Consider the following 20,749-nt stretch of genomic DNA (forward strand, 5'->3'; position numbering starts at 1 on the left):
GCCGATGTTGACGGAGTGCGCCTCGGTGTCCAGGCGGTCGGCGCCCGGGAACGGGGCGCGGTCAGAGGTGTTGCGCCGGCAGGGCCGTCCGGGGGACGGTGCCCCTGGAGGGCAAAGCTGTCGAAGCGCTTCGACAACCTCTGGACACCCGGCGTCGCCAGAGCTAGTGTCAAATCACCCTCAGACCCGCCCCTGCACGCATCGGCGCACTGTCGAAGCGCTTCACAACAGCTTGGAGAGCCGGATGGTCACCCTTGCCGAGGTCGCCCAGCACGCCGGAGTCTCGGCGAGCACGGTGAGCTATGTCCTCAGTGGCAAGCGGTCCATCTCCACGACCACCCGGCACCGGGTCGAGCAGAGCATCCGCGAACTCGGCTACCACCCGAACGCGGGCGCCCGTGCCCTGGCCAGCAGCAGGTCGAACATCATCGCGCTGATGATCCCGCTGCGCACCGACATGTACGTGCCGGTGATGATGGAGATCGCCATCGCGGTGGCCACCACGGCCCGCACGCACGGCTACGACGTCCTGCTGCTGACCGGCGAGGAGGGCCCCGACGCGGTGCGCCGCGTCACCGGCAGCGGGCTCGCCGACGCGATGATCCTGATGGACGTCCAGCTGGACGACGAGCGGCTGCCGCTGCTGCGCGGCACCGACCAGCCGTCCGTGCTGATCGGGCTGCCCGCCGACACCTCCGGGCTGACCTGCGTCGACCTCGACTTCAAGGCGACCGGCGCGCTGTGCGTGGAGCATCTGGCAACGCTGGGGCACCGCGACATCGCTGTCATCGGCGAGGCGCCGGCCGTCTATGAACGGCACACCGGTTTCGCGGAGCGCACGCTCGACGGACTGCGGCTGCGTTCCCAGGAGTCGGGGCTCCGGCTGCTGCACCGGTCGTGCGAGGGCGGGTACGACGCGATGGCCGTCACCCTCGCCCGCATCCTCGACGAACGCCCGGGCACCACCGGGTTCGTCGTGCAGAACGAGTCGGCGGTCGAGCCGCTGCTCGCGCTGCTGCGCCAGCAGGGCCGTGCCGTACCCGAGGACGTGTCGGTGGTCGGCATCTGCCCCGACCAGGTGGCCACCCAGGCCTCGGTGCGGCTGACGTCCGTCTCCATTCCCGCCCAGGAGATGGGCCGGCACGCCGTGGAGCAGCTGGTCGCCAAGCTCGACGGGCGCGGCAGCGACGAAGTCCTGCTGATCGCGCCCGAGTTGACGGTCCGGGCGAGCACGGGCCCGGCGCCGTCCGCCGCCCACTGACACGTCACCGCCCCCGCCTCACTGACCGCTTCACCGCCGTGCCCCCGCCGGGCACCTCCATGTCTGCATTCGCTGCCCTCCTGAGGAGCACACCTCGTGAATCAGCCTGCCGAAAACCAGCCCCAGCCAGGCACGGTCAGCCTCGCGCAGTCGTCCCCGACCGTCGGCACGTTCCGCGAGCGGGACGGCGCGCTGGAGTGGAGCGGCCGCCAGGAGACCGTACGCGTGGAGCCGTGGGGTCCGGACGCGGTCCGGGTGCGTGCCCGGCTCGGTGGTCCGGTCCTCGAAGGACTGCCGAACGCCCTTCTCGACGAACCTCCGGCCACGGGGAGCTCGGTCAAGATCGGTGACGGGGAGGCGCAGCTGACCGTGGGCGCGCTGACCGTGCTGGTCGACGCCGAGGGCCTGATCCGTTTCCTGCGCACCGAGGACGGCGAGGAGGTGCTCGCCGAGGAGCGCGCCCATTTCTGGTGGCCCGGCCCGCGTCTCTACACCGCCGTCGGCAACGGCCACCACCGCCTGGAGCAGCGCTTCGCCGCGTACGACGACGAGAGGCTGTACGGTCTCGGCCAGCACCAGCACGGACGGTTCGACCAGAAGGGCCTGGTCCTCGACCTCGTCCAGCGCAACGCCGAGGTCGGCATCCCGGTGCTGTCGTCCAGCCGGGGCTACACCCTGCTGTGGAACAACCCGGCGATCGGCCGCGTGGAGCTCGCGCACAACGGCACCAGGTGGGTCGCCGACTCGGCCCGCCAGATCGACTACTGGATCACCGCGGGCAGCCCTGCCGACGGCCAGCGGCGCTACAGCGCGGCGACGGGCCGTACGCCGATGCTGCCCGAGTGGGCGGCGGGCTTCTGGCAGTGCAAGCTGCGCTACCGCACGCAGGACGAACTCCTCGCGGTGGCGCGGGAGTACAAGCGCCGGGGCCTGCCCCTGTCGGCGATCGTCTGCGACTTCTTCCACTGGACGCACCTCGGCGACTGGAAGTTCGACCCGGCCGAGTGGCCCGACCCGGCGGCCATGGTCCGGGAACTGGACGAGCTGGGCGTCAAGTTGGTGGTCAGCGTATGGCCGTCGGTGTCGCCGCTGAGCGAGAACCACGCCCTGATGGAGCAGCGCGGCTACTTCATCGGCACCCAGTACGGCCCGATGGCACACGCCGACTGGCCCGACAAGGAGGTGGCCTCCACGGTCCAGGTGGCGTTCTACGACGCCACGAACCCGGACGCGCGTGAGTTCGTGTGGTCGAAGGTGCGCGACAACTACCTCGTCCCGTACGGCATCACGGCCTTCTGGCTGGATGCCTGCGAGCCGGAGCTGAAGCCGGGCTTCCAGGAGAATTTGCGCTACTGGACGGGTCCGGGCCTGGAGGTCGGCAACAGCTACCCGGCCGAGAACTCCCGCACCTTCCACGAGGGCCTGCGGGCACAGGGCGAGGAGGTCATCACCCTCAACCGCTCGGCCTGGGCGGGCAGTCAGCGCTACGGCGCCGCCCTGTGGTCCGGGGACATCGGCACCGACTTCGCGACCCTGCGCCGCCAGCTCGCGGCCGGACTCAACACCGCGCTGTCCGGTATCCCCTGGTGGAACACGGACATCGGCGGCTTCCACGGCGGCGACCCGGACGACCCGGCGTACCGCGAGGTCATGGTCCGCTGGTTCCAGTTCGGCGCGCTGTCCCCGCTGATGCGTCTGCACGGCTTCCGCGACCCGGGCACGCCGCTCGGCCCGGAGATGACCGGCGGCCCGAACGAGGTGTGGTCGTACGGCGAGGAGGCCGGCCCGATCCTGGAGAAGTACCTGCGGCTGCGCGAGCGCCTCAAGCCGTACGTCCTTCAGGTCATGCGCGAGGCCCACGAGGAGGGCCTGCCGGTGATGCGGCCGCTGTTCCTGGAGTTCCCGGGCGACCCGGCGGCCTGGTCGGTCGACGACGCCTACCTCTTCGGCCGCGACCTGCTGGTCGCCCCGGTGCTGTCGGCGGGCGCGACGACATGGACGACGTACCTCCCGGCGGGCGCGCGCTGGACGGACGCGTGGACCGGGGAGACGTACGGGGGCGGTGCGGCCGTGACGGTCGACGCCCCGCTGGACCGCATCCCGCTGTTCCTGCGGGACGGGGCACGGCTGCCTGTAGCGGAGTAGCCGTGTCGGAGGGGGTGGCCGGACGGTGGAGGTCTTCCGGCCATCCCCTCGGCCACTTACCCAACTTGCCTTCTCGGCACGTCAGTTCATCGGGATAGAGTCGCCGCGTGTCCTCGCCTCCGCTCGCCCTCACTCTCGCCAACCAGCTGCTGCGGCCGGGCTTCGGATCCCGTCGCGGTCCCGACCGGATCTTCGACCGGATCGTCGTGGAGACGGGAGAGGCGAAGGGGGACCGGCAGTTCGTCGACGACTTCCGGCTGCTGCTGGGCTGGTGGGCCGGGGCCGAGAACCTCACGCCTCTCGGCTGGCAGTCCGCTCAGGTCTTCGTGCGGCGGCATCTCGCCAACCGGGCGCGGGTGCGTGGGCTGATCGCCGGGCACCCGGAGATCGAGCGGGAGCCGGTCGAGAAGCCGGTGTTCGTCGTGGGCCTGCCGCGTACCGCGACCACCGTCACGCACTCCGTGCTGTCGCTCTCGGCCGAGCACCGCGGTCCCCTGCTGTGGGAACTGCTCACCCCCGGCCTGGAGCCGTCGCCCCGTGAGCGACGGAAGGCGGTCACGGCAGGCCGCCGCATGGTCCAGGGAACCAACCTGTTCGCACCGCGCTTCCGCGACATCCACGCGATGGCCGCCGAGGGCCCCGAGGAGTGCACGTTCGCCCTGCCGCACGCCCTCATGCCGCTGTCGCAGGTGCTGATACCGGAGTACGTGGAGTGGTACCGCGCGCGGGACTTCACCGACGACTACCGGTACCTCAAGCAGGTGTTCCAGGTCCTGCAGTACGGCCGTCCACGGCGCCGCTGGATCCTCAAGTCCCCGCTGCACCTGGGCAACCTCGACGCGCTGCACACGGTGTTCCCGGACGCCACGATCGTGTGGTGCCACCGCGATCCGGTCACCGTCGTGGCCTCCTTCTGCAGCCTGATCGAGCACGGCATGGCCGTCAGCACCCGCCCCCTCGACCTGCACGGCATCGGCGCCACCTGGTCCGGCCTGCTGAGCCGTGCCATGCGACGCGGCCTCGCGGCCCGTGCCGCCCTGCCCCGCGAGGCGGTGGTGGACGCCCCGTACTCCTGGCTCGGTGCCGAGCCCGCCACAGGTGCCCCGAAGCTCTACGACGCGGTCGGCGCCCGCTGGACTGACGCCGAGGCAGCCCGGCTGGCCGGTGCCGTCGCCCGCCCGAAGGGCACCCGACCGCACCGCTACGACCTGGCCCGCTACGGCCTGACCCGCGCCGAGGTCGAGGACGCCTTCGCGGACTACAACGCGCTGCGGGCCGAGGTCGACCGCGCCTGAGGCGGGACGCGGACCGGCCCCGGCCCTCCCGGCACGTCAGCTGCTGCTGACGGTCAGGTTGTTGGTGGCGAAGTCGAGCCCGCCGGACGACGAGGTGATCTCGTAGCCGAACTGCACGTCGCCGATGGTCTCGCTGCTGGACATCCAGCCCTTGGTGTTGGCGATCCAGCTGAGGATCGGCTTGATGTCCACGGTGCCGGAGTTGGAGTCGGACGTCCGCAGGAACGAGAAGACCTCGTTCGCGCCGTTGCTGCCCTTGTAGACGGTCCAGGTGTGACCGCCGAGCGTGACGTTGCCCTGCGAGGTGCCGAGCGGGCCGACGGCGCCGTTGTAGTTGACCCAGAGCATGATCTCGTAGTCGTAGTCGGTGTCCCAGATGTCGTACGACGTGTTGTACGCGCCGGACGACGGAACGGTGACGTTGTAGCTGCTGGTGAGCGAGCCGAGGGAGGCGATCGTCTTGTTGATCACCTTCTTGGAGTTGGGGTAGGACTTGATGCCGCCGGTGCCCGGGTGGTTGGCCCAGACACCCCAGTTGGTACCGGAGTTGGCCCAGATGCACTGGCTGCCGGCGCCGGAGCCCCAGATGTTGTTGTAGAGCGTGTAGCCGTTCAGACTGGTGTTGCCCCACTGGTCGCAGGAGTTCCAGACGGCGGCCGAGGCGGGGGCGGAGGCGAGCCCGACGGTGGCGCCGAGGGCCATCGCCGGGGCCAGCACGGCCATGGTGATCTTGCGTAGTGCGGTCTTTGCCATGGTGTCCCTTTCCATGGTGGGGGGAATTGCGGGGGTTACCACGCCCCGAGGCTGAGGACGTGGTCTTCTCCGGCGACGAGGTCGAGCGGTCGTGCGTCGCCGTCGTCGTCGCCGGAAGAAGTCCGGAGTTCGATACGGACCGTGCGGGACGGCTTCAGGACGGCGGTGGCTCCCTCGGGCGTCCAGGTCAGGTCGACCTCCGCGCCGAACCGGGTGCGCACACCCCGAAGCCGGCCCTTGGGGAGGTGGGGCGGCACGGCGGGCAGCAGGACCAGCCGGTGCGGGGTCGACTGCACGAGCATCTCGATCAGTACGGCGGGCAGGGTGTGCGCGGCGTCCGCGTTGTAGACGTCGCGGTTCGGGTAGTGGGCGCTCATCAGGGAGGCGTGGAAGAAGTCGCCGCCCAGGACCTGGTCGAGGGCGTGGGCGACGCGATCGCCGTCCCGGAGGCGGGCCGCGATGAGGCCGTGGTGGAGGTGGCCGTGCGCTGAGTCGTTCTCGGCGCCGCGCAGTTCAAGGGCGCGGTGGGCGGCCGTCGCGAGGTCGGGGGTGTCGTAGGGGGTGATCTCGTCGAGCGGCCAGACGCCGTAGAGGTGGCTGAGGTGGCGGTGGTCGTACGTGTCCGCCAGGCCCGGCCGGGCCCATTCGGCGAGGGCGCCGTCGGCGTTGATCCGGTGCGGAGGGAGACGGTCGGCGAGGGCGCGCCAGCGGTCGGCGTCCGGGGCGTCAGGGGTACCGGAGTGGTAGTCGGCCGCCGTCAGCAGAGCGTGGCGGGCCGCCGAGAGGTCCATCGCGGCGTTGATCGTGCCCCAGCTCGCGTTCGCCGGGCGGTTCTCGGGTGAGTAGGAGGGGACGACGACCAGGTGACCGTTCTCGTCGGTGCGGGTGAGGAAGTCCTCGTAGAACAGCGCCACTTCGGCGAGGACGGCGGCGGTGCGCGGGTCACGCTCACCGCGGGTCTCGTCGTGATCGACGAGCGGCTTGAGCAGCCAGTCGGCGCCCGCTGTCCACAGGTGCAGGGGGTATTCGCGGCTGAAGTGGTAGATGTGCCCGGACACGCCGTCGGTGTGGGCGGGGGCCACGACGCCACGGGTGCCGAAGATCGCGCGGGCGTTGTCCCGCCAGTGGTCCAACTGGCCCTGGACGAGCAAGGCATGGGCCTCGGTCACCTCCGGGAGCGCTGCCGCGGCGGCCGACGCGGTCTGGAGGTTGAGGTTGGCGTCGGTGGTGAACGCGCCCGACCAGGCCGTGTTCCAGTCGCCGGTCCACAGGCCGGTCAGCCGGGGCGGCAGCATCCCGGCGGCGGACAGGAGGTGGTAGCGGCCGGCCGCGAAGAGGCGTTCCAGGAGGGCGGGGCTCTTCGGGCGGCTCACCAGGTCGGAACCGGGCAGGGCCCGTTCGGCCGCGTCGGCGCCGAGGTCGAGGCCGGCACGGAGGTAGGCGGGCCGGTGCAGGTCGGTGTGGCGGGTGAGGAGGCGGTCGTACGGGTCCTCGTCACCGTCAGGCAGCAGGGCGCGCAGCGCATGTGCCTCGGCGAGGGCGTCCAGCTCCCCGGCGTGGCGCCGGATGCGGGTGAGGAGCAGCAGCGAGCGGGCGTTCTCGATGCGCAGACCCGGCAGTGAGGTGCGGGTGCTGCCGCCCGTGATCACGGCGAGGGTGACGCCCGTGTACGCGCGGTCGCTTCCGGGGTAACGGGCGCGCAGGGTGAGGAGCGCACCCTCGGGGGTGAGGACAGCGCTGTGTCCGACCGCCAAGCCGTATGGGGCGCCCGGAAGTTGGTGATCCAGGGTGACGTCGACCGTGAGGCCAGGCTCGGTGAGGTACTGGACGATGACGTCGTCGGCGCGGGAGACGAAGACCTGGCTCCGCCAGCCGCCGCGCCCGGCCGTGCAGACGCCGGTGGTGAAGTCGACCCGGCGGCGGTAGTCGCCGCGCTCCTCGACGGCCGGGCGGCGCAGTCGCAGCTGGAAGGCGGGGTGGAAGGGCTGCACCCACTGCAGCGCGCGCCCGTCGGTGAAGTGCTCGGCTGCGGTGACGTCCCCGGCGAGCAGCCGGTCCTGAAGGTGCGGGAGTTCGGCGGCGAGGGCGGGCGGACGGGCGTGCTCGCCGCCGTTGGGGCGGACCAGGGTGTGGTGGTTGACGATGACCCGGTCGGCGTTCGGATCGCCGAACACCATGACGCCGTGTCGGCCGTTCCCGCTCAGGAAGGCGTCCTCCCAGCGGGTGGCGGGAGCGGGCTCCCAGGTGCCGTGCACCGGTCCGCTCATGAGGCGGCCTCCAGTACGGCGACCCCGTACCGCCCCAGCTCCACCGAGTCGGCGGTGTCCGCGCCGGTCAGCAGGTCGTGGTGGCGGCCGGGCACGGGGACGGTGACCGGGTCGCGCCCGTGGTTCAGAAGGAACAGCAGGCCGCCCCGTCGTACCGCCTCCACACCCGCCGGAAGTCCGGCGAGGGTCGGTCGCACACCCGCCCCCGTCGCGATGTCGGCGAGCAATGTGCGCAGGGCGTGCGGCTCGGGGAGGGTGGAGACGTACCAGGCACGGCCCTTGCGCAGGACGGCGGGCATCCCGTCCAGCTCGCCCCCCTTGTAGGTCGTCACGGCGTCCACGTCGTCCGCCGCCTCGATCTCCTCGGACCACAGGGTGCCGTGGAAGCCCTCGACGTCGGTCTTCTCCCCAGCGTCGAGCGGCCACCATTCGTGCAGCGTGCGGATGCCGAACAGCTTGCGCAGCCGTACGTCCATGCCGCCGGGCCGGACGCGGTCGTCCTCGTCGGCGACGCCGGTCAGGAAGCCGGCGACGAGGGTGCCGCCGTTCTCGACGTACGCGACGAGGTGGTCGATGGCCGCGTCCGTCATCAGGTACAGCTGGGGGACGACGACCAGTTTGTAGGCGGACAGGCCGTGCTCGGGGTGGGCGAAGTCCGCGACGGTGTGCGCCTCCCAGAGGGCGCGGTGCCAGGCACGGACGACCTGCGGGTAGTCGACCTCGCAGGACAGCCGGCCGTCCTGCCGGCTCGCCCACCAGGCGTTCCAGTCGAGGAGTACGGCGACCTCGGCGGCCTCGACCCGGGTGTCGGCCACCTTCCGGCTCAGCAGCGCCAGCTCGGCGCCGATCCGCTTGACCTCCTGGTACGTACGGCCGTGCTCGCCCGCGTGGCTGACCATCCCCGAGTGGAACTTCTCCGAGCCCTGCCGGGACTGCCGCCACTGGAAGTAGCAGACGGCGTCGGCGCCGCGGGCCACGGCCTGGAGGGACCACAGGCGGTTGAGGCCGGCGGGCTTGGGGTGGTTGACGCCGCGCCAGTTGACCGGTCCGGCCGCCTGCTCCATGACCGTCCAGGGGCCGCCGCGGGCCTGCGAGCGGGTCATGTCATGGATGAGCGCGCCGTACTGCCCGCCGAACGGATCGCGCGGATCCGGGTAGATGTCGACCGAGACGACGTCCTCCCGCTCGGCCCAGAGCCAGGCGTCCTGCCCCTGCCAGAACGGCATGAAGTTGGTCGTCACCGGGATGTCCGGGCTGTGCCGGGCGACGATGTCGCGCTCGGCGAGGTAGCACTCCAGCAGCGCGTCGGACGTGAACCGCTTGAAGTCGAGAACCTGCGTGGGGTTCTTCATGTAGTGCGCACGGCGCGGCGGCAGGACCTCGTACCAGTCGCCGTATCCCTGGCTCCAGAAGGTGGTGCCCCAGGCCTCGTTGAGGGCGTCGAGCGTGCCGTACCTGTCCTGGAGCCAGCGGCGGAAGGCGGCCTCGGCCTCGGTGCCCCAGTCGTAGGTGCAGTACTCGTTGTTGATGTGCCACATCCGCAGGGCCGGGTGGCCGGCGTAGCGGGCGGCGAGGTCCTCGGTGATGGCGGCGGCGTAGCAGCGGTACGTCGCGCTGGAGTGGGAGAAGTGCTGGCGGGAGCCCCACCACTCGGTCCGGCCGTCCTCGTCGCGCGGGAGGGTCTCGGGGTGCAGCCGGCCCATCCAGGGCGGGGGCGAGGAGGTGGGGGTGGCGAGGACGACGCCGATGCCGTTGTCGTGCATCAGGTCCATCAGCCGGTCCAGCCAGCCGAACTCCCTTGCGCCTGGGCGTGGTTCGAGTTCGGCCCAGGAGAAGACGCCGAGGGTGACCGAGTTCACCCCGGCGTCCTTCATCAGGCGGACGTCGTCGTGCCAGGTCTCCTCGGGCCACTGCTCGGGGTTGTAGTCGCCGCCGAAGAGAAGGCGGCCGCGGGTGGCGTCGCTCAGGCCGGGCATCAGACCGGCTCCCCGTACTGGACGCCCCGCCCGTTGGTGGCGAGGTAGACGCGGCCGTGGAGGCGCGGGTCGCCGGTGACGGCCGCTCCGATCCAGCCCCATTGGTGCAGGTCGTCGTTGATCCGCACCCAGGTCTTCGCCTCGTCGTCGGAGCGGTACACGGCGGTGGTGCTTTCGGTGGAGCCGACCAGGTAGAGCGCCGGGTAGGGGGCGCCTTGGGCGGCCTTGCCGAAGCCGAGGGTGTACGAGGCCCAGCAGCTGTCGACCTTGGTGAAGGTCGCGCCGCCGTCGGTGGAGCGGTACAGCCCGTTCCACTTGAGGCTCAGCCACAGGTCACCGGACCGGCCGGGCGCCACGGCCAGCTGGAACTCCTTGTCACCCGAGTTCAGACCGCCGGCCCGCGGGGCGAAGGTGAGACCGCCGTCGGTGCTGGCGTGGAGGGTGCCGGTGGTGGTGTCGAAGGCGTAGAAGGTGCTCGGGTCGACGGGGTCCGCGACCGGGGTGGCCCCCTTCGGGAAGGAGGGAACCTCGGCCCAGGTGACGCCGTTGTCGGCGGAGCGCTGGGCCGGGTAGGGGGTGCCGTCCCACGGCACGAAGGACCACAGCAGCACGCTGCCGTCGGCGTTGGTGGCGATCGGCCCCGGCGCGTCCTTGGCGATGGCGGGCTGGGCCTTGAAGGGCGCCCAGGTCTGCCCGCCGTCGTTCGAGTGGGCGCCGTTGCCGTTGTCGCCCCAACCGGCACGGACGACGTACGAAGGTCTGGCCGCCGCCTGCGCGAGCCCGGTGGAGGTCCCGAACACCGGATTGGCGGCCATGCCGCGCGACGGGGACGCGGCGAGCGACTCGTGGTACATCACACCGATGTCCCCGTTGCCGCTGATCAGGTGGGCTTTCCCGGCAGGCGGCGAGATCAGCTGGCGGACGGAGGTCTCCTCCAGGCCGCGGATCTGCGGGGCCCAGTGCACCAGGTCGCGCGTGCCGTAGAGGGTGGCGCCGGTGCCGTAGACGATGTGCTTCGCGTCGTACGGGTCGACGGCGACCGCCTGGATCCACCAGCCGAACTTGGGCTGGTCGGCCCCCCACTTGAGGTACGGCGTCTCGGAGACGTCGAGCACGGCCGTGTTCTTCAACGACGTCCATGTGCGACCGCCGTCGGTGGTCCGGTACACGGTGTCGATGTCGGCCCAGCGGTTGTTGGTGGACACCACGAGCGTGCCGGGCCGCCGGGCGTCGACGGCGACGCCGCCGTAGCCGAAGGTGTCGGCCGACCCGTCACCCGTGGTCCCGCCGGGCTTCACGGGCGTGACGTCGGTCCACTTCCCGTTGAGCGTGCACAGCTTGTGCGCGCTGCCGTCCGACTGGCCGTTGGGGCCGGGCGCGTTGGCATACGTCACGTACAGCTCGTGGGTGTGGCGGTCGTACGCGGCGCGGATCGGGACCTTGGCGGCGGTGCCGGTGGGCTGACCGGGGACGGCCTCCCACTTGGTGCCGTCGGCGGTCCGGTACAGGTTCCGGGTCGCCGCCGTGCCGTCGCCGTCGCCCCAGCCGGCGTAGAGGGTGCGGCCGGCGGCGACGAGGAGGGTGACGCCCTGTCCGGTGGCACTCGGGGAACCCGGGAATGCGGTCACGGCGGCCCAAGTGGCGCCCCGGTCCGTGGACTTGAGCAGCCCGTCGTGCCGGGTGCCCAGCCACAGGGTCTCACTGTCCCGCGGGTCGACGAGCAGCCGCTCCCCCGTGCCCCGCCCGTCCTCGTTGGCGCCGAGCTTCACGGTGAGGTCGGCGCGCTGCCAGGTGGCCCCGCGGTCCTCTGAGCGCAGCACCGCTCCGTTGCCGGCCCAGGACTGGGCGTAGGTGCCCAGGGCGAGGTAGACGCGGTCGGCGTGGGCGGGGTCGACGGCGATGGCCTCGACGCCGAGGAGGTTCCAGTCGTCCCAGCCGAGGTGGTCGGTCAGCGGGGTCCAGCGGGCGGCGCGGTCGTCCCAGCGGTAGGCGCCGCCGATGTCGGTGCGGGCGTAGGCGAGACCGCGGACGGAGGGGTGGAAGAGCACGCCGGTGACGAAGCCGGTGCCGCCCATGACGGCGTTGCGCCAGCGGTACGCCTGGCCGGCGGCAGCGGCGTCGGGCTCGGCGGCGGACGCCTGCCCGGCGATGGACGGCACGGCGGTGAGCGCGGCGGCGGCCGCGGGGCCAGCGAGGACGGTTCGTCTGCTGGGCTGGGACGTGCGCATGGCAAACCTCGTTCTGGCAAAGGGGGCGGGGATGCCTACCTGGTGGGACAGCGAACAACCGGTGGTCCTGCGGCAAGACCTTGCTGTGCGGTCGTCAGCCCTTGACCGCGCCGGTCAGCATGCCCTTCTTGAAGTGGCGCTGGACGAACGGGGATGCGACGGCGACGGGGATCAGGGCGAGGACCATGACGGCCATCTGCAGTCCCAGGGCGGAGAGTTCACCGGTGCGGACCGCCTGCTGAAGGCCGGTCGGAGCCTCGGTGTTCTTCTGGACCAGCTGGATGAGCACGTTCTGCAGCGGCATCATCTGCTGGTCGCTGAGGTAGATGGACGCGTTGAACCAGGCACTCCAGTAGCCGACCGCGTAGAACAGCGAGATGACGGCCAGCACCGCCCGCGACAGCGGCAGGATGATGGTCAGCAGGATCCGCACATCACTCGCCCCGTCGATGCGGGCGGACTCGGTGAGTTCGGGTGAGATCCCCATGAAGAAGGCCCGCAGGACAAGGATGTTGAAGACGCTGACCGCGCTCGGCAGGACCAGGGACAGATAGGTGTCGGTGAGCCCCAGCGACTGCACCAGCAGGTACGTCGGGATGAGGCCGGCCCCGAAGAACATCGTGGCCATCATGGTCATCAGCAGGAATCGGTGGCCCAGACTGCCCGGCCGGGACAGGCCGTAGGCCGCGAGCACCGAGACCGTCATCGAGAACAGCGTGCCGAAGAGCGTGACGCCGACCGAGACCATGATCGCCCGGCTGACCTGGCCACCGCTGAGCAGCTCCGTGTAGTTGACGAAGGTGATGTCCTGGGGGATCACGACGAGGCCGCCGACCCGGTCGATCACCGGCTTCGGGGAGAGGCTGGTCACGATCACGATCCACAGCGGACCGAGCACCCCCAGGCAGCACAGCGCGAGGAAGCCGCTCTTCAAGGTGAGTCCGGCCTTGCTGGGCGGCTCCTCCCAGACGGGGCGGGCGGGGGCCTTGAGGCTGCGGATGAGCTGCGTGTTGAGGCTCACTTCTTGTACACCCCCTGCTCGCCCAGGAGGTGCGCGAACTTGTTCGCGCCCAGGACGAGGCACACTCCGATGACTCCCTTGACGAGGCCGACCGCGGCCGCGTAGCTGAAGTCGCCGTTCTGGATACCCATGTTCCACACGTACGTGTCCAGGACCTCGCTGGCCCCCACGCCGACCGCGTCCCGCTGGAGCAGGAACTGCTCGAAGCCGACGCTCAGCGCGTCGCCCACGCGCAGGACGAGCAGCAGGGCGATCACGGGGCGCAGCGCGGGCAGCGTCACATGCCACATGCGTCGCCGGCGCCCCGCGCCGTCCATGGCGGCGGCCTCGTACAGATCGGTGCTGACGGCGGCCAGGGCGGCGAGGAAGACGATGATCCCCCAGCCGGCGTCCTTCCACACGGCCTGCGCGGTGACCAGGTACTTGAAGAGGTCCGCGTCGGTCATCAGGTCGAAGCCGCTCCACCCGTGCGCTTCCAAGGTCTGCGCGATGATGCCCGCTCCGCCGAGGATCTGCTGGAACACGGTGACCACGAGAACCCACGAGAAGAAGTGCGGCAGATACATGATCGCCTGCGCCACGGCCCTGACCCGGGGCCGGATCACGCTGTTGATGAGCAGCGCGAGGGCGATGGGGATCGGGAAGAACAGCACCAGCTGGAGCACGAACAGCAGGATGGTGTTCTTCGCGGCGTCCCAGAACAGCGGGTCGTCGACCATCCGCGAGAACTGCTCCACCCCGACCCAGGGGCTGTGGAAGATCGCCGTGACGCCATTGCTGGACACGTACGGGTCGTAGTCCTGGAACGCGACGACGTTGCCCAGCAGCGGGACGTAGTTGAAGAGCAGGAGCAGGACGATGACGGGCAGCGTCATCAGGATCAGCGCGCGGTCCCGGCGCAGCCGGATCCGCCAGGGAACCTTGTCCGTCGTGCTCGCCCCGCGCGGTACCTCCTTCACGGTGGCTGTGGCCACCGCGGCCGTCGGTTCCTCGACGGCCGCGGGAGGACGGGTCCCGTCGGGCCTGCTCCCGGCCGTGAGAGACATCAGCTGCCGCTGCCGTTCTGGTCGATGAGCTTCTTGTACCAGTCGCGCAGCTTGTCGCCGCCGGAGGACTTCCAGGTGGAGATGGCCGCCTGCACGTCCGACAGCTTCCGGTTGCCGCGTACATAGTCGATCTCCAGCTGCTCGAACTGGCTGGAGAGGTTCGCGTAGCGGCTCGGCTCGACGATGTTCATGCCGTACGTGGACGTCTTCTTCATGAAGGCACCCATCCGCTGCTGCCACTCGACCTGCTTGCGGGCGACATCAGGGAAGTCGGGGTGGGCGAAGTAGGCGGCGGGTGCGGCCAGCATCACCCAGGCGTTGAGCACCTCGGAGTTGCCAAGGTCGTTCTTGACCGGGACGCCGTCCTTGACGGTGTAGTGGGTGCCCTCGACACCGTAGTCGACGAGCATCCGCTCCTTGGTGCCGTAGGGCGCGGCCGCGAAGTCGGCGGCGGCCAGCGCGTTCTCGACCGTCGCCTTCGAGGCGCCCTTGCGGATCAGCGACCAGATGGTGGCGGGCTGAGAGGCCCACAGCGTCGGGTTGCCGCCGTCGGCGCCGAAGATGTCGATGGCCTCGATCTGGAGATCCGGGTTGGACTGGGCCTGTTCGGCGGTCTTGCCGTACCAGTCGGCGATGTTGGCGTTGTAGACCAGGATCTGCCCGGCGGTGAACCGCTGGCCCTGGTCGCCCGTACGCGCCTTGTCGTCGGGATGGACCACGCCCGCGTCGAACAGCTTGCGCACCCACTCCAGTGCTTCGAGGTACTCGGGCTGTTCGATCCGGTACGTCAGTTTGCCGTCGGACCCGATGTTCCAGCCGATCGTCCCTGAGCCGCGGACACCGAAGATGTTCCACGCCGACCAGCTCATGTCACCGCAGGCCCACACCTTGGCCTTGGAGCTGGTGGCCTCCTTGGCCCAGCTGAGGAACTCGTCGGGCGACTTGGGTACCGAGTAGCCCTTCCTGTCGAAGAGGTCCTTGCGGTACTGGGGCGTGATCCAGTTCGCGGTGGCGGCCGGCATCGGGATGCCGCGCAGCGCATCGCCGAAGATGCCCATGCGCCAGGCGTCGGAGGGGATCGCGGCCAGGTTCGGGTACTTCTTGACCTTGTCACCCGCCAGGTGGGGGCCGAGGTCCATGAACTTCGCGGTGACCGCGTTCGCGATCTTGCCGACCAGCTCCCAGCCCGGCACGACGACCATGTCGGGTATGGAGCTGGAGGCAAGGACCGCGCCGAGCTTCTGGCCGTAGGTGTTGCCGTCCTGGTTCTGCCAGGTGACCTTGGTGCCCACCGCGGCGTCGAGCTCCGTGTAGTAGGCGCAGCCGGCCTTCGGCGGGGAGCCCCAGAACGGGGACATGATCTTGAAGGGGGCGCCGGTGCCGAGCTTCTCCGGGACGGAGGTGGCGAGGGCCGCGAGGTCGACCTTGCCGGTGTAGCCGGCCGCCGAACCGTTCTTCGACGGAAGGTCCGGCTGGGCGACCGTGCTGGCCACATACGTCGGCAGCAGCTTCTTGGCGTCCTTGCCCGACGTGGTCCCCTCGCGCGACCCGCTGTCCGAACCGCCGCAGGCGGCGAGCAGTGGCATCCCACCCGCCACCGCTGCGGTGGCGACCGCCGTGGAGGCGAGGAAGCTTCTCCGGCTGGGTCCGGAGGCGGCTGAGTCGGCGTTCGGCGTCATTGCGTCAACCCTTCGTGGCGCACCTGGACACCCGGCGGTGGGCCGTCGGCTGCGGTGTCGTAAGTGGAACTGGCTGAGCTGAAGCGGTCCTCCGAACACTGCAACGAGATCCGCGGGATCCGGCGAGATTCCGGCGTCGAAGCGCTTCGATGTTGCTGCGAGGTTAAGTGAACACCCAGGGGCGCACAAGGGTCGCTTCCAAGATTCCTCCGAGGTGCAGGAAGGGACCACTTCTTATGCACTGCTTGAAGTAACGGTGTGGATGTCTTGACACTCACCCCCGAGTCCAATGAGCATCGAAGCGCTTCGAAAGCGTCTGGCCGCTCCACCGCAAGGGGAATCCCACGTGACCGCACAAACGCCGCCTACGCCACCTTTCCGTGATCGGCGACTGCCGTTCGCGAAGCGCATCGACGACCTGCTGTCGCGGCTCACCCTCGGCGAGAAGATCGGATTTCTGCACCAGTTCACGCCGGCCGTCGAGCGGCTCGGCATCGACGCGTTCCGCACCGGGCAGGAGGCCCTGCACGGCGTGGCGTGGATGGGCCCGGCCACCGTCTTTCCCCAGGCGGTCGGCCTCGGCGCGACCTGGAACACGGATCTCGTACGCCGGGTCGGCGAGGCCGTCTCCAAGGAGACCCGCGCGATGCGGGCCCGCGACGACCGCGTGGGCCTGAACGTCTGGTCCCCCACCGTCAACCTCCTGCGCCACCCCCTGTGGGGCCGCAACGAGGAGGGCTACTCCGAGGACCCGAAGCTCACCTCGGCCATCGCCACCGCGTACACCCACGGCCTGCGCGGCGACCATCCGACGTACTGGCGCACCGCACCCGTCCTCAAACACTGGCTGGCCCACAACCACGAGACGGGCCGCGACGTGACGTCCTCGTCGGTGCGCCCGCGCGTCCTCAACGAGTACGACCTGCGCGCCTTCCGCGAGACGGTCGAGGCGGGAGCGACGGCAGGCGTGATGCCTGCCTACAACCTGGTCAACGGCCGCCCCAACCATGTCTCGCCCTACCTGCGCGAGCACCTGCGCGCCTGGACCGACGAGGACCTCCTGGTCTGCTCGGATGCCGGCGCACCCTCCAACCTGGTCGACTCCGAGCACTACTTCGACACCCACGAGGAGGCCACGGCGGCCGCGGTCCTCGCCGGCGTCGACAGCTTCACCGACCACGGCACCGACAGCTCGAAGATCACCGCGCGGGTCCGCGGGGCCCTGGACCAGGGTCTGCTGACCGAGGCGGACCTCGACACGGCGGTCCGCCGCCAGCTCTCGGTCCGCTTCCGCCTCGGTGAGTTCGACCCGGAGTACGACCCGTACGCGCTCACCAAGGACTTCGACACCCCGGCCCACCGCGCCCTGGCCCAGGAGGCCGCCGAGCAGGCTGTCGTACTGCTCAAGAACAGCGACGGCTTGCTGCCGCTCGCGCCCGGCACCCGGATCGCCGTGGTCGGCCTGCTCGCCGACGAGTGCAAGCGCGACTGGTACAGCGGCACACTCATCCACCGGTCCACCCCGCTGGAGGGCCTGTACGAGCGGTTCGGCGCGGAGCGCGTGGAGTTCGCGGAGGGCGTGGACCGGGTCCTGCTGAAGACCTCGGCCGGAACCCTCCTGAGCGTCCCCGAGGCCGACGCCGACGACGAGGCGCGCGGCGCCGAAGGCGCCCTCGACCCGGCCCTGCTCGCCGGCCGTACCGACCTGCCCCCGCTGACCTGCGACCCGGCCGGCACCGAACTCGCGCTCGTGGACTGGGGCGAGGGCGTGCTGACGCTGCGCGCCCCTGACGGCCGCTACCTCTCCGTCGCCGAGGACGGCTACCTCCGTGCCTCCGCCGACCAGCCCGGCGGCTGGGTCGTCCAGGAGACGTTCCGCCTGGAAACGCATGAGAACGGACACCTCCTCCGGCATCTCGGCACGGGTCACCACGTCTCAGTCGCCGCCGACGGCGTCAGAGTTGCCGAAGCGGATCCGGAAGTTTTCGAGCTCATCGTCATCGAATCCGGCGAAGACGCAGTGACGCGTGTCACCTCGCGGGCTGACGTGGTCCTGGTGGTCGCGGGCAACGACCCGCACATCAACGGCCGCGAGACCGAGGACCGCACGACACTGGCCCTCCCCACCCATCAGGAGCGCCTGCTGCGGGCCGCCCGCGCCGCCAACCCGAACACGGTGCTGGCGCTGGTGTCGGCGTACCCGTACGCGGTCGACCCGGCCGCGATCCCGGCGATGCTCTGGACGTCCCACGGCGGCCAGGCGGCCGGCACCGCCCTGGCCCGCGTCCTGGCCGGCGACGTCTCCCCCGCGGGCCGCCTCCCGCAGACCTGGTACGCCGACGACGCCGACCTGCCCGGCCTCCTCGACTACGACGTGATCGGCGGCCGCCAGACCTACCTGTACTTCGAGGGGACCCCGCTGTTCCCGTTCGGCCACGGCCTGTCGTACACGAGCTTCTCGTACGCCGACCTGCGGACGACGGTGGACGCAGACGCGATGGCGGTCACCTTCACGGTCACCAACACCGGCGACGTGACGGCCGACGAGGTCGCCCAGCTCTACACGCGGGCCGTGGACCCGACTGTGCCCCGTCCGCGCCGCGAGCTGGTGGCGCACAGCAGGGTGCGGCTGGCTCCCGGCGAACTGCAGGAGCTGAGCTTCGAAGTCCCGCTGTCCGCCTTCGACTTCTGGGACGTCGCGCGGAGCGGATGGCGCCGCGAGCCGGGGCCGTACGAGATCCTGGCCGGCGCTTCCAGCGAGGACATCCGCCTGCGCACGACCGTGATCCTGGACGGCGAGGCACCCGCCCCGCGCCCCGTCCTCCGACGCGGCCTGAACCCGGCCGACTTCGACGAGCAGAGCGGCATCGCGATCGTCGACCGTACGAAGGCATCGGGCGACGCGGTGACACCCGCGCAGGGCGAGCCGGGCGAACTGGTCTACCGGCACTGCGACTTCGGGGCCGGCGTCACTCAGGTGACGGCGACGGTCTCCGGCGACGGCGTGGTCGAGGTGTCGCTGGACGGGGGTCCGGTGCTCGCCGCACTGACGTCCCGGGCGCCGGATGCGAGCCCGTACGACTACTCGACGGTGAGCGCCGAGATCACCGCCGACGGCGTCCACGACGTCCGCCTCGAACTGCGCGGCCCCTTGCGGCTCGCGCACGTCGGCTTCTCCGGTTGAGGGTCCGGAACAGGCCGACGCAGGAAGGGGCCCGGCACCGGAAGGCATCGGTGCCGGGCCCCTTCGGGGAACCCTATATGAAAACGGTTCCCATTAGCTAGACCTTCGAGTGGCTCAGAGAGCGATGCCGGTGAGGACCATCACGCGCTCGTAGGTGTAGTCGTCCATCGCGAACTTCACGCCCTCACGGCCCACGCCGGACTGCTTGGCGCCGCCGTACGGCATCTGGTCGGCGCGGTAGGAGGGCACGTCGCCGATGACGACGCCGCCGACCTCGAGGGCGCGGTGGGCGCGGAAGGCGGTCTGCAGGTCGTGGGTGAACACACCTGCCTGGAGGCCGTACTTGGAGTCGTTGGCGGCGGCGAAGGCGGCGGCCTCCCCGTCGACCTTCTGCACGGTGAGGACAGGCCCGAAGACCTCCTCGCACGCGAGGGTCGCGTCGGCCGGTACGTCGGTGAGGACGGTCGGCGCGTAGGAGGCGCCGTCGCGCTTGCCGCCGGTGAGGAGGCTGGCCCCGGCGGAGACGGCCTCCTCGACCCACGCCTCGACGCGCTTGGCGGCGTCCTCGCTGACCAGCGGGCCGACGTCGGTGGCGTCGTCACCGGGGTCACCGGTGACCTGGGCCTCGACGGCGGCGACGATGCGCGGCACGAGCCGGTCGTACACGGACGCGTCCGCGATCACCCGCTGCACGGAGATGCAGGACTGGCCGCCCTGGTAGTTGGAGAACGTGGCGATGCGGGTCGCGGCCCGGTCGAGGTCCGCGTCGGAGGCGAAGTCGGCGAGCACGACCGCCGCCCCGTTGCCGCCCAGCTCCAGGGTGCAGTGCTTGCGCGGCACCGAGTCCATGATCGCGTAGCCGACCTTCTCGGAGCCGGTGAAGGAGATGACCGGCAGGCGCTCGTCCTGGACCAGGGCGGGCATCTTGTCGTTCGGCACCGGCAGGATGCTCCAGGAGCCGGCCGGAAGCTCGGTCTCGGCGAGCAGCTCTCCGATGATCAGCCCGGACAGCGGGGTGGCCGGAGCGGGCTTCAGGATGATCGGCGCGCCGGCGGCGATGGCCGGGGCGATCTTGTGGGCGCACAGGTTGAGCGGGAAGTTGAAGGGCGCGATGCCGAGGACGACGCCCTTGGGGAAGCGCCGGGTGAAGGCGAGCCGCCCCTGACCGCCGAGGTCGGTGTCGAGCCGCTGCGCCTCGCCGCCGTTGAACCGCCGGGCCTCCTCTGCCGCGAACCGGAACACGGACACGGCACGGCCGACCTCACCGCGGGCCCACTTCATGGGCTTGCCGTTCTCGGCGGAGATCAGCCGGGCGATCTCCTCGGTCCGCTCGACAAGCCGCCTGCTGACGTGGTCGAGGGCGGCGGCACGTACGTGGGCCGGGGTCGCGGCGAAGTCCTCGCGGACGGCGTACGCGGCGGCCACGGCCTCCTCGGTCTGCGCGTCCGTCGGCACGCTCACCGTGCCGACGACCCGCCCGTCCCACGGGGAGGTCACATCAAAGCTGTCCTCGCCGCTGACCTGGCGGCCGGCGAGCCAGAAGGCGTGGGTGGAAGTCATATGGATTCCCGGCCCTTCCGCGATTGGGGGTGTCCTGCTGTGTCGTGGTCCACGGTAGGGGCGCGGGGGCGGCGGGGCGTTTGTCCGGGGTGTAGTGGTGAGGGGCCGGGGTTCGACGGATTGGCACGGCTCGACGCCGGCCCGGATTCTCCGGCCCTGCCGGTCGGCCCTGCCGGTCGGCCCTGCCGGTCGGCCCTGCCGGTCGGCCCTGCCGGTCGGCCCTGCCGGTCGGCCCTGCCGGTCGGCCCTGCCGGTCGGCCCTGCCGGTCGGCCCTGCCGGTCGGCCCTGCCGGTCGGCCCTGCCGGTCGGCCCTGCCGACCGGCCCTGTTCAAG

12 protein-coding genes are annotated in these 20,749 nt (G+C 70.8%); 4 read left to right on the forward strand and 8 right to left on the reverse strand.

Features of this window, described 5'->3' with window-relative positions; all coding sequences use genetic code 11:
- Positions 1–244: 244 nt before the first annotated feature.
- The 3 genes from OHO27_RS11200 to OHO27_RS11210 all read left to right on the forward strand — a co-directional run bounded on the left by OHO27_RS11200 (position 245) and on the right by OHO27_RS11210 (position 4,701).
- On the forward strand, positions 245–1,261 hold the full coding sequence (locus OHO27_RS11200) for a LacI family DNA-binding transcriptional regulator (RefSeq protein WP_328422798.1): 1,017 nt from the start codon (positions 245–247) through the stop codon (positions 1,259–1,261).
- A gap of 96 nt (positions 1,262–1,357) precedes the next feature.
- Positions 1,358–3,406, forward strand: coding sequence for a glycoside hydrolase family 31 protein (locus OHO27_RS11205; protein ID WP_328422800.1), 2,049 nt, complete (start codon positions 1,358–1,360; stop codon positions 3,404–3,406).
- Between the two features lie 107 nt (positions 3,407–3,513).
- A complete protein-coding gene (locus tag OHO27_RS11210; protein WP_328422802.1) occupies positions 3,514–4,701 on the forward strand; it encodes a sulfotransferase family protein in 1,188 nt (395 codons plus the stop codon).
- Between the two features lie 36 nt (positions 4,702–4,737).
- Here OHO27_RS11210 and OHO27_RS11215 read toward each other — a convergent pair whose 3' ends face one another.
- The 7 genes from OHO27_RS11215 to OHO27_RS11245 form a co-directional block, all read right to left on the reverse strand.
- Complete coding sequence (locus tag OHO27_RS11215) at positions 4,738–5,454, reverse strand: glycoside hydrolase family 12 protein (protein ID WP_328422804.1); 717 nt, start codon at positions 5,452–5,454, stop codon at positions 4,738–4,740.
- A 35-nt stretch (positions 5,455–5,489) separates the two neighbouring features.
- Positions 5,490–7,721 (reverse strand): glycosyl hydrolase family 95 catalytic domain-containing protein, encoded by a 2,232-nt coding sequence (locus OHO27_RS11220; protein ID WP_328422806.1) that lies wholly within the window; start codon positions 7,719–7,721, stop codon positions 5,490–5,492.
- Positions 7,718–9,697, reverse strand: a complete 1,980-nt coding sequence (locus tag OHO27_RS11225; RefSeq protein ID WP_328422808.1) for a beta-galactosidase — start codon at positions 9,695–9,697, stop codon at positions 7,718–7,720. The genes OHO27_RS11220 and OHO27_RS11225 overlap by 4 nt, the downstream gene beginning before the upstream one ends.
- Positions 9,697–11,925, reverse strand: coding sequence for a 1,4-beta-glucanase (locus OHO27_RS11230; RefSeq protein WP_328422810.1), 2,229 nt, complete (start codon positions 11,923–11,925; stop codon positions 9,697–9,699). Before OHO27_RS11230 ends, OHO27_RS11225 begins: the two co-directional genes overlap by 1 nt.
- Positions 11,926–12,019: 94 nt before the next feature.
- Complete coding sequence (locus OHO27_RS11235) at positions 12,020–12,946, reverse strand: carbohydrate ABC transporter permease (RefSeq protein ID WP_328422812.1); 927 nt, start codon at positions 12,944–12,946, stop codon at positions 12,020–12,022.
- Positions 12,943–13,992, reverse strand: a complete 1,050-nt coding sequence (locus OHO27_RS11240) for an ABC transporter permease (RefSeq protein ID WP_328422814.1) — start codon at positions 13,990–13,992, stop codon at positions 12,943–12,945. The genes OHO27_RS11235 and OHO27_RS11240 overlap by 4 nt, the downstream gene beginning before the upstream one ends.
- Positions 13,992–15,671 carry an extracellular solute-binding protein gene (locus OHO27_RS11245; protein ID WP_328422816.1) on the reverse strand — a complete coding sequence of 560 codons (1,680 nt, stop codon included), beginning with the start codon at positions 15,669–15,671 and terminating at the stop codon, positions 13,992–13,994. The genes OHO27_RS11240 and OHO27_RS11245 overlap by 1 nt, the downstream gene beginning before the upstream one ends.
- A 346-nt stretch (positions 15,672–16,017) precedes the next feature.
- Between OHO27_RS11245 and OHO27_RS11250 the strand changes: the two genes are divergently transcribed.
- Positions 16,018–18,855, forward strand: coding sequence for a glycoside hydrolase family 3 C-terminal domain-containing protein (locus OHO27_RS11250; protein ID WP_328422818.1), 2,838 nt, complete (start codon positions 16,018–16,020; stop codon positions 18,853–18,855).
- A 114-nt stretch (positions 18,856–18,969) separates the two neighbouring features.
- Here OHO27_RS11250 and OHO27_RS11255 read toward each other — a convergent pair whose 3' ends face one another.
- Positions 18,970–20,415, reverse strand: coding sequence for an aldehyde dehydrogenase family protein (locus OHO27_RS11255; protein WP_328422820.1), 1,446 nt, complete (start codon positions 20,413–20,415; stop codon positions 18,970–18,972).
- Positions 20,416–20,749 lie beyond the last annotated feature (334 nt).

Origin of the sequence: Streptomyces sp. NBC_00443 (assembly GCF_036014175.1) — a bacterium.
Taxonomy (GTDB): Bacteria; Actinomycetota; Actinomycetes; order Streptomycetales; family Streptomycetaceae; genus Streptomyces.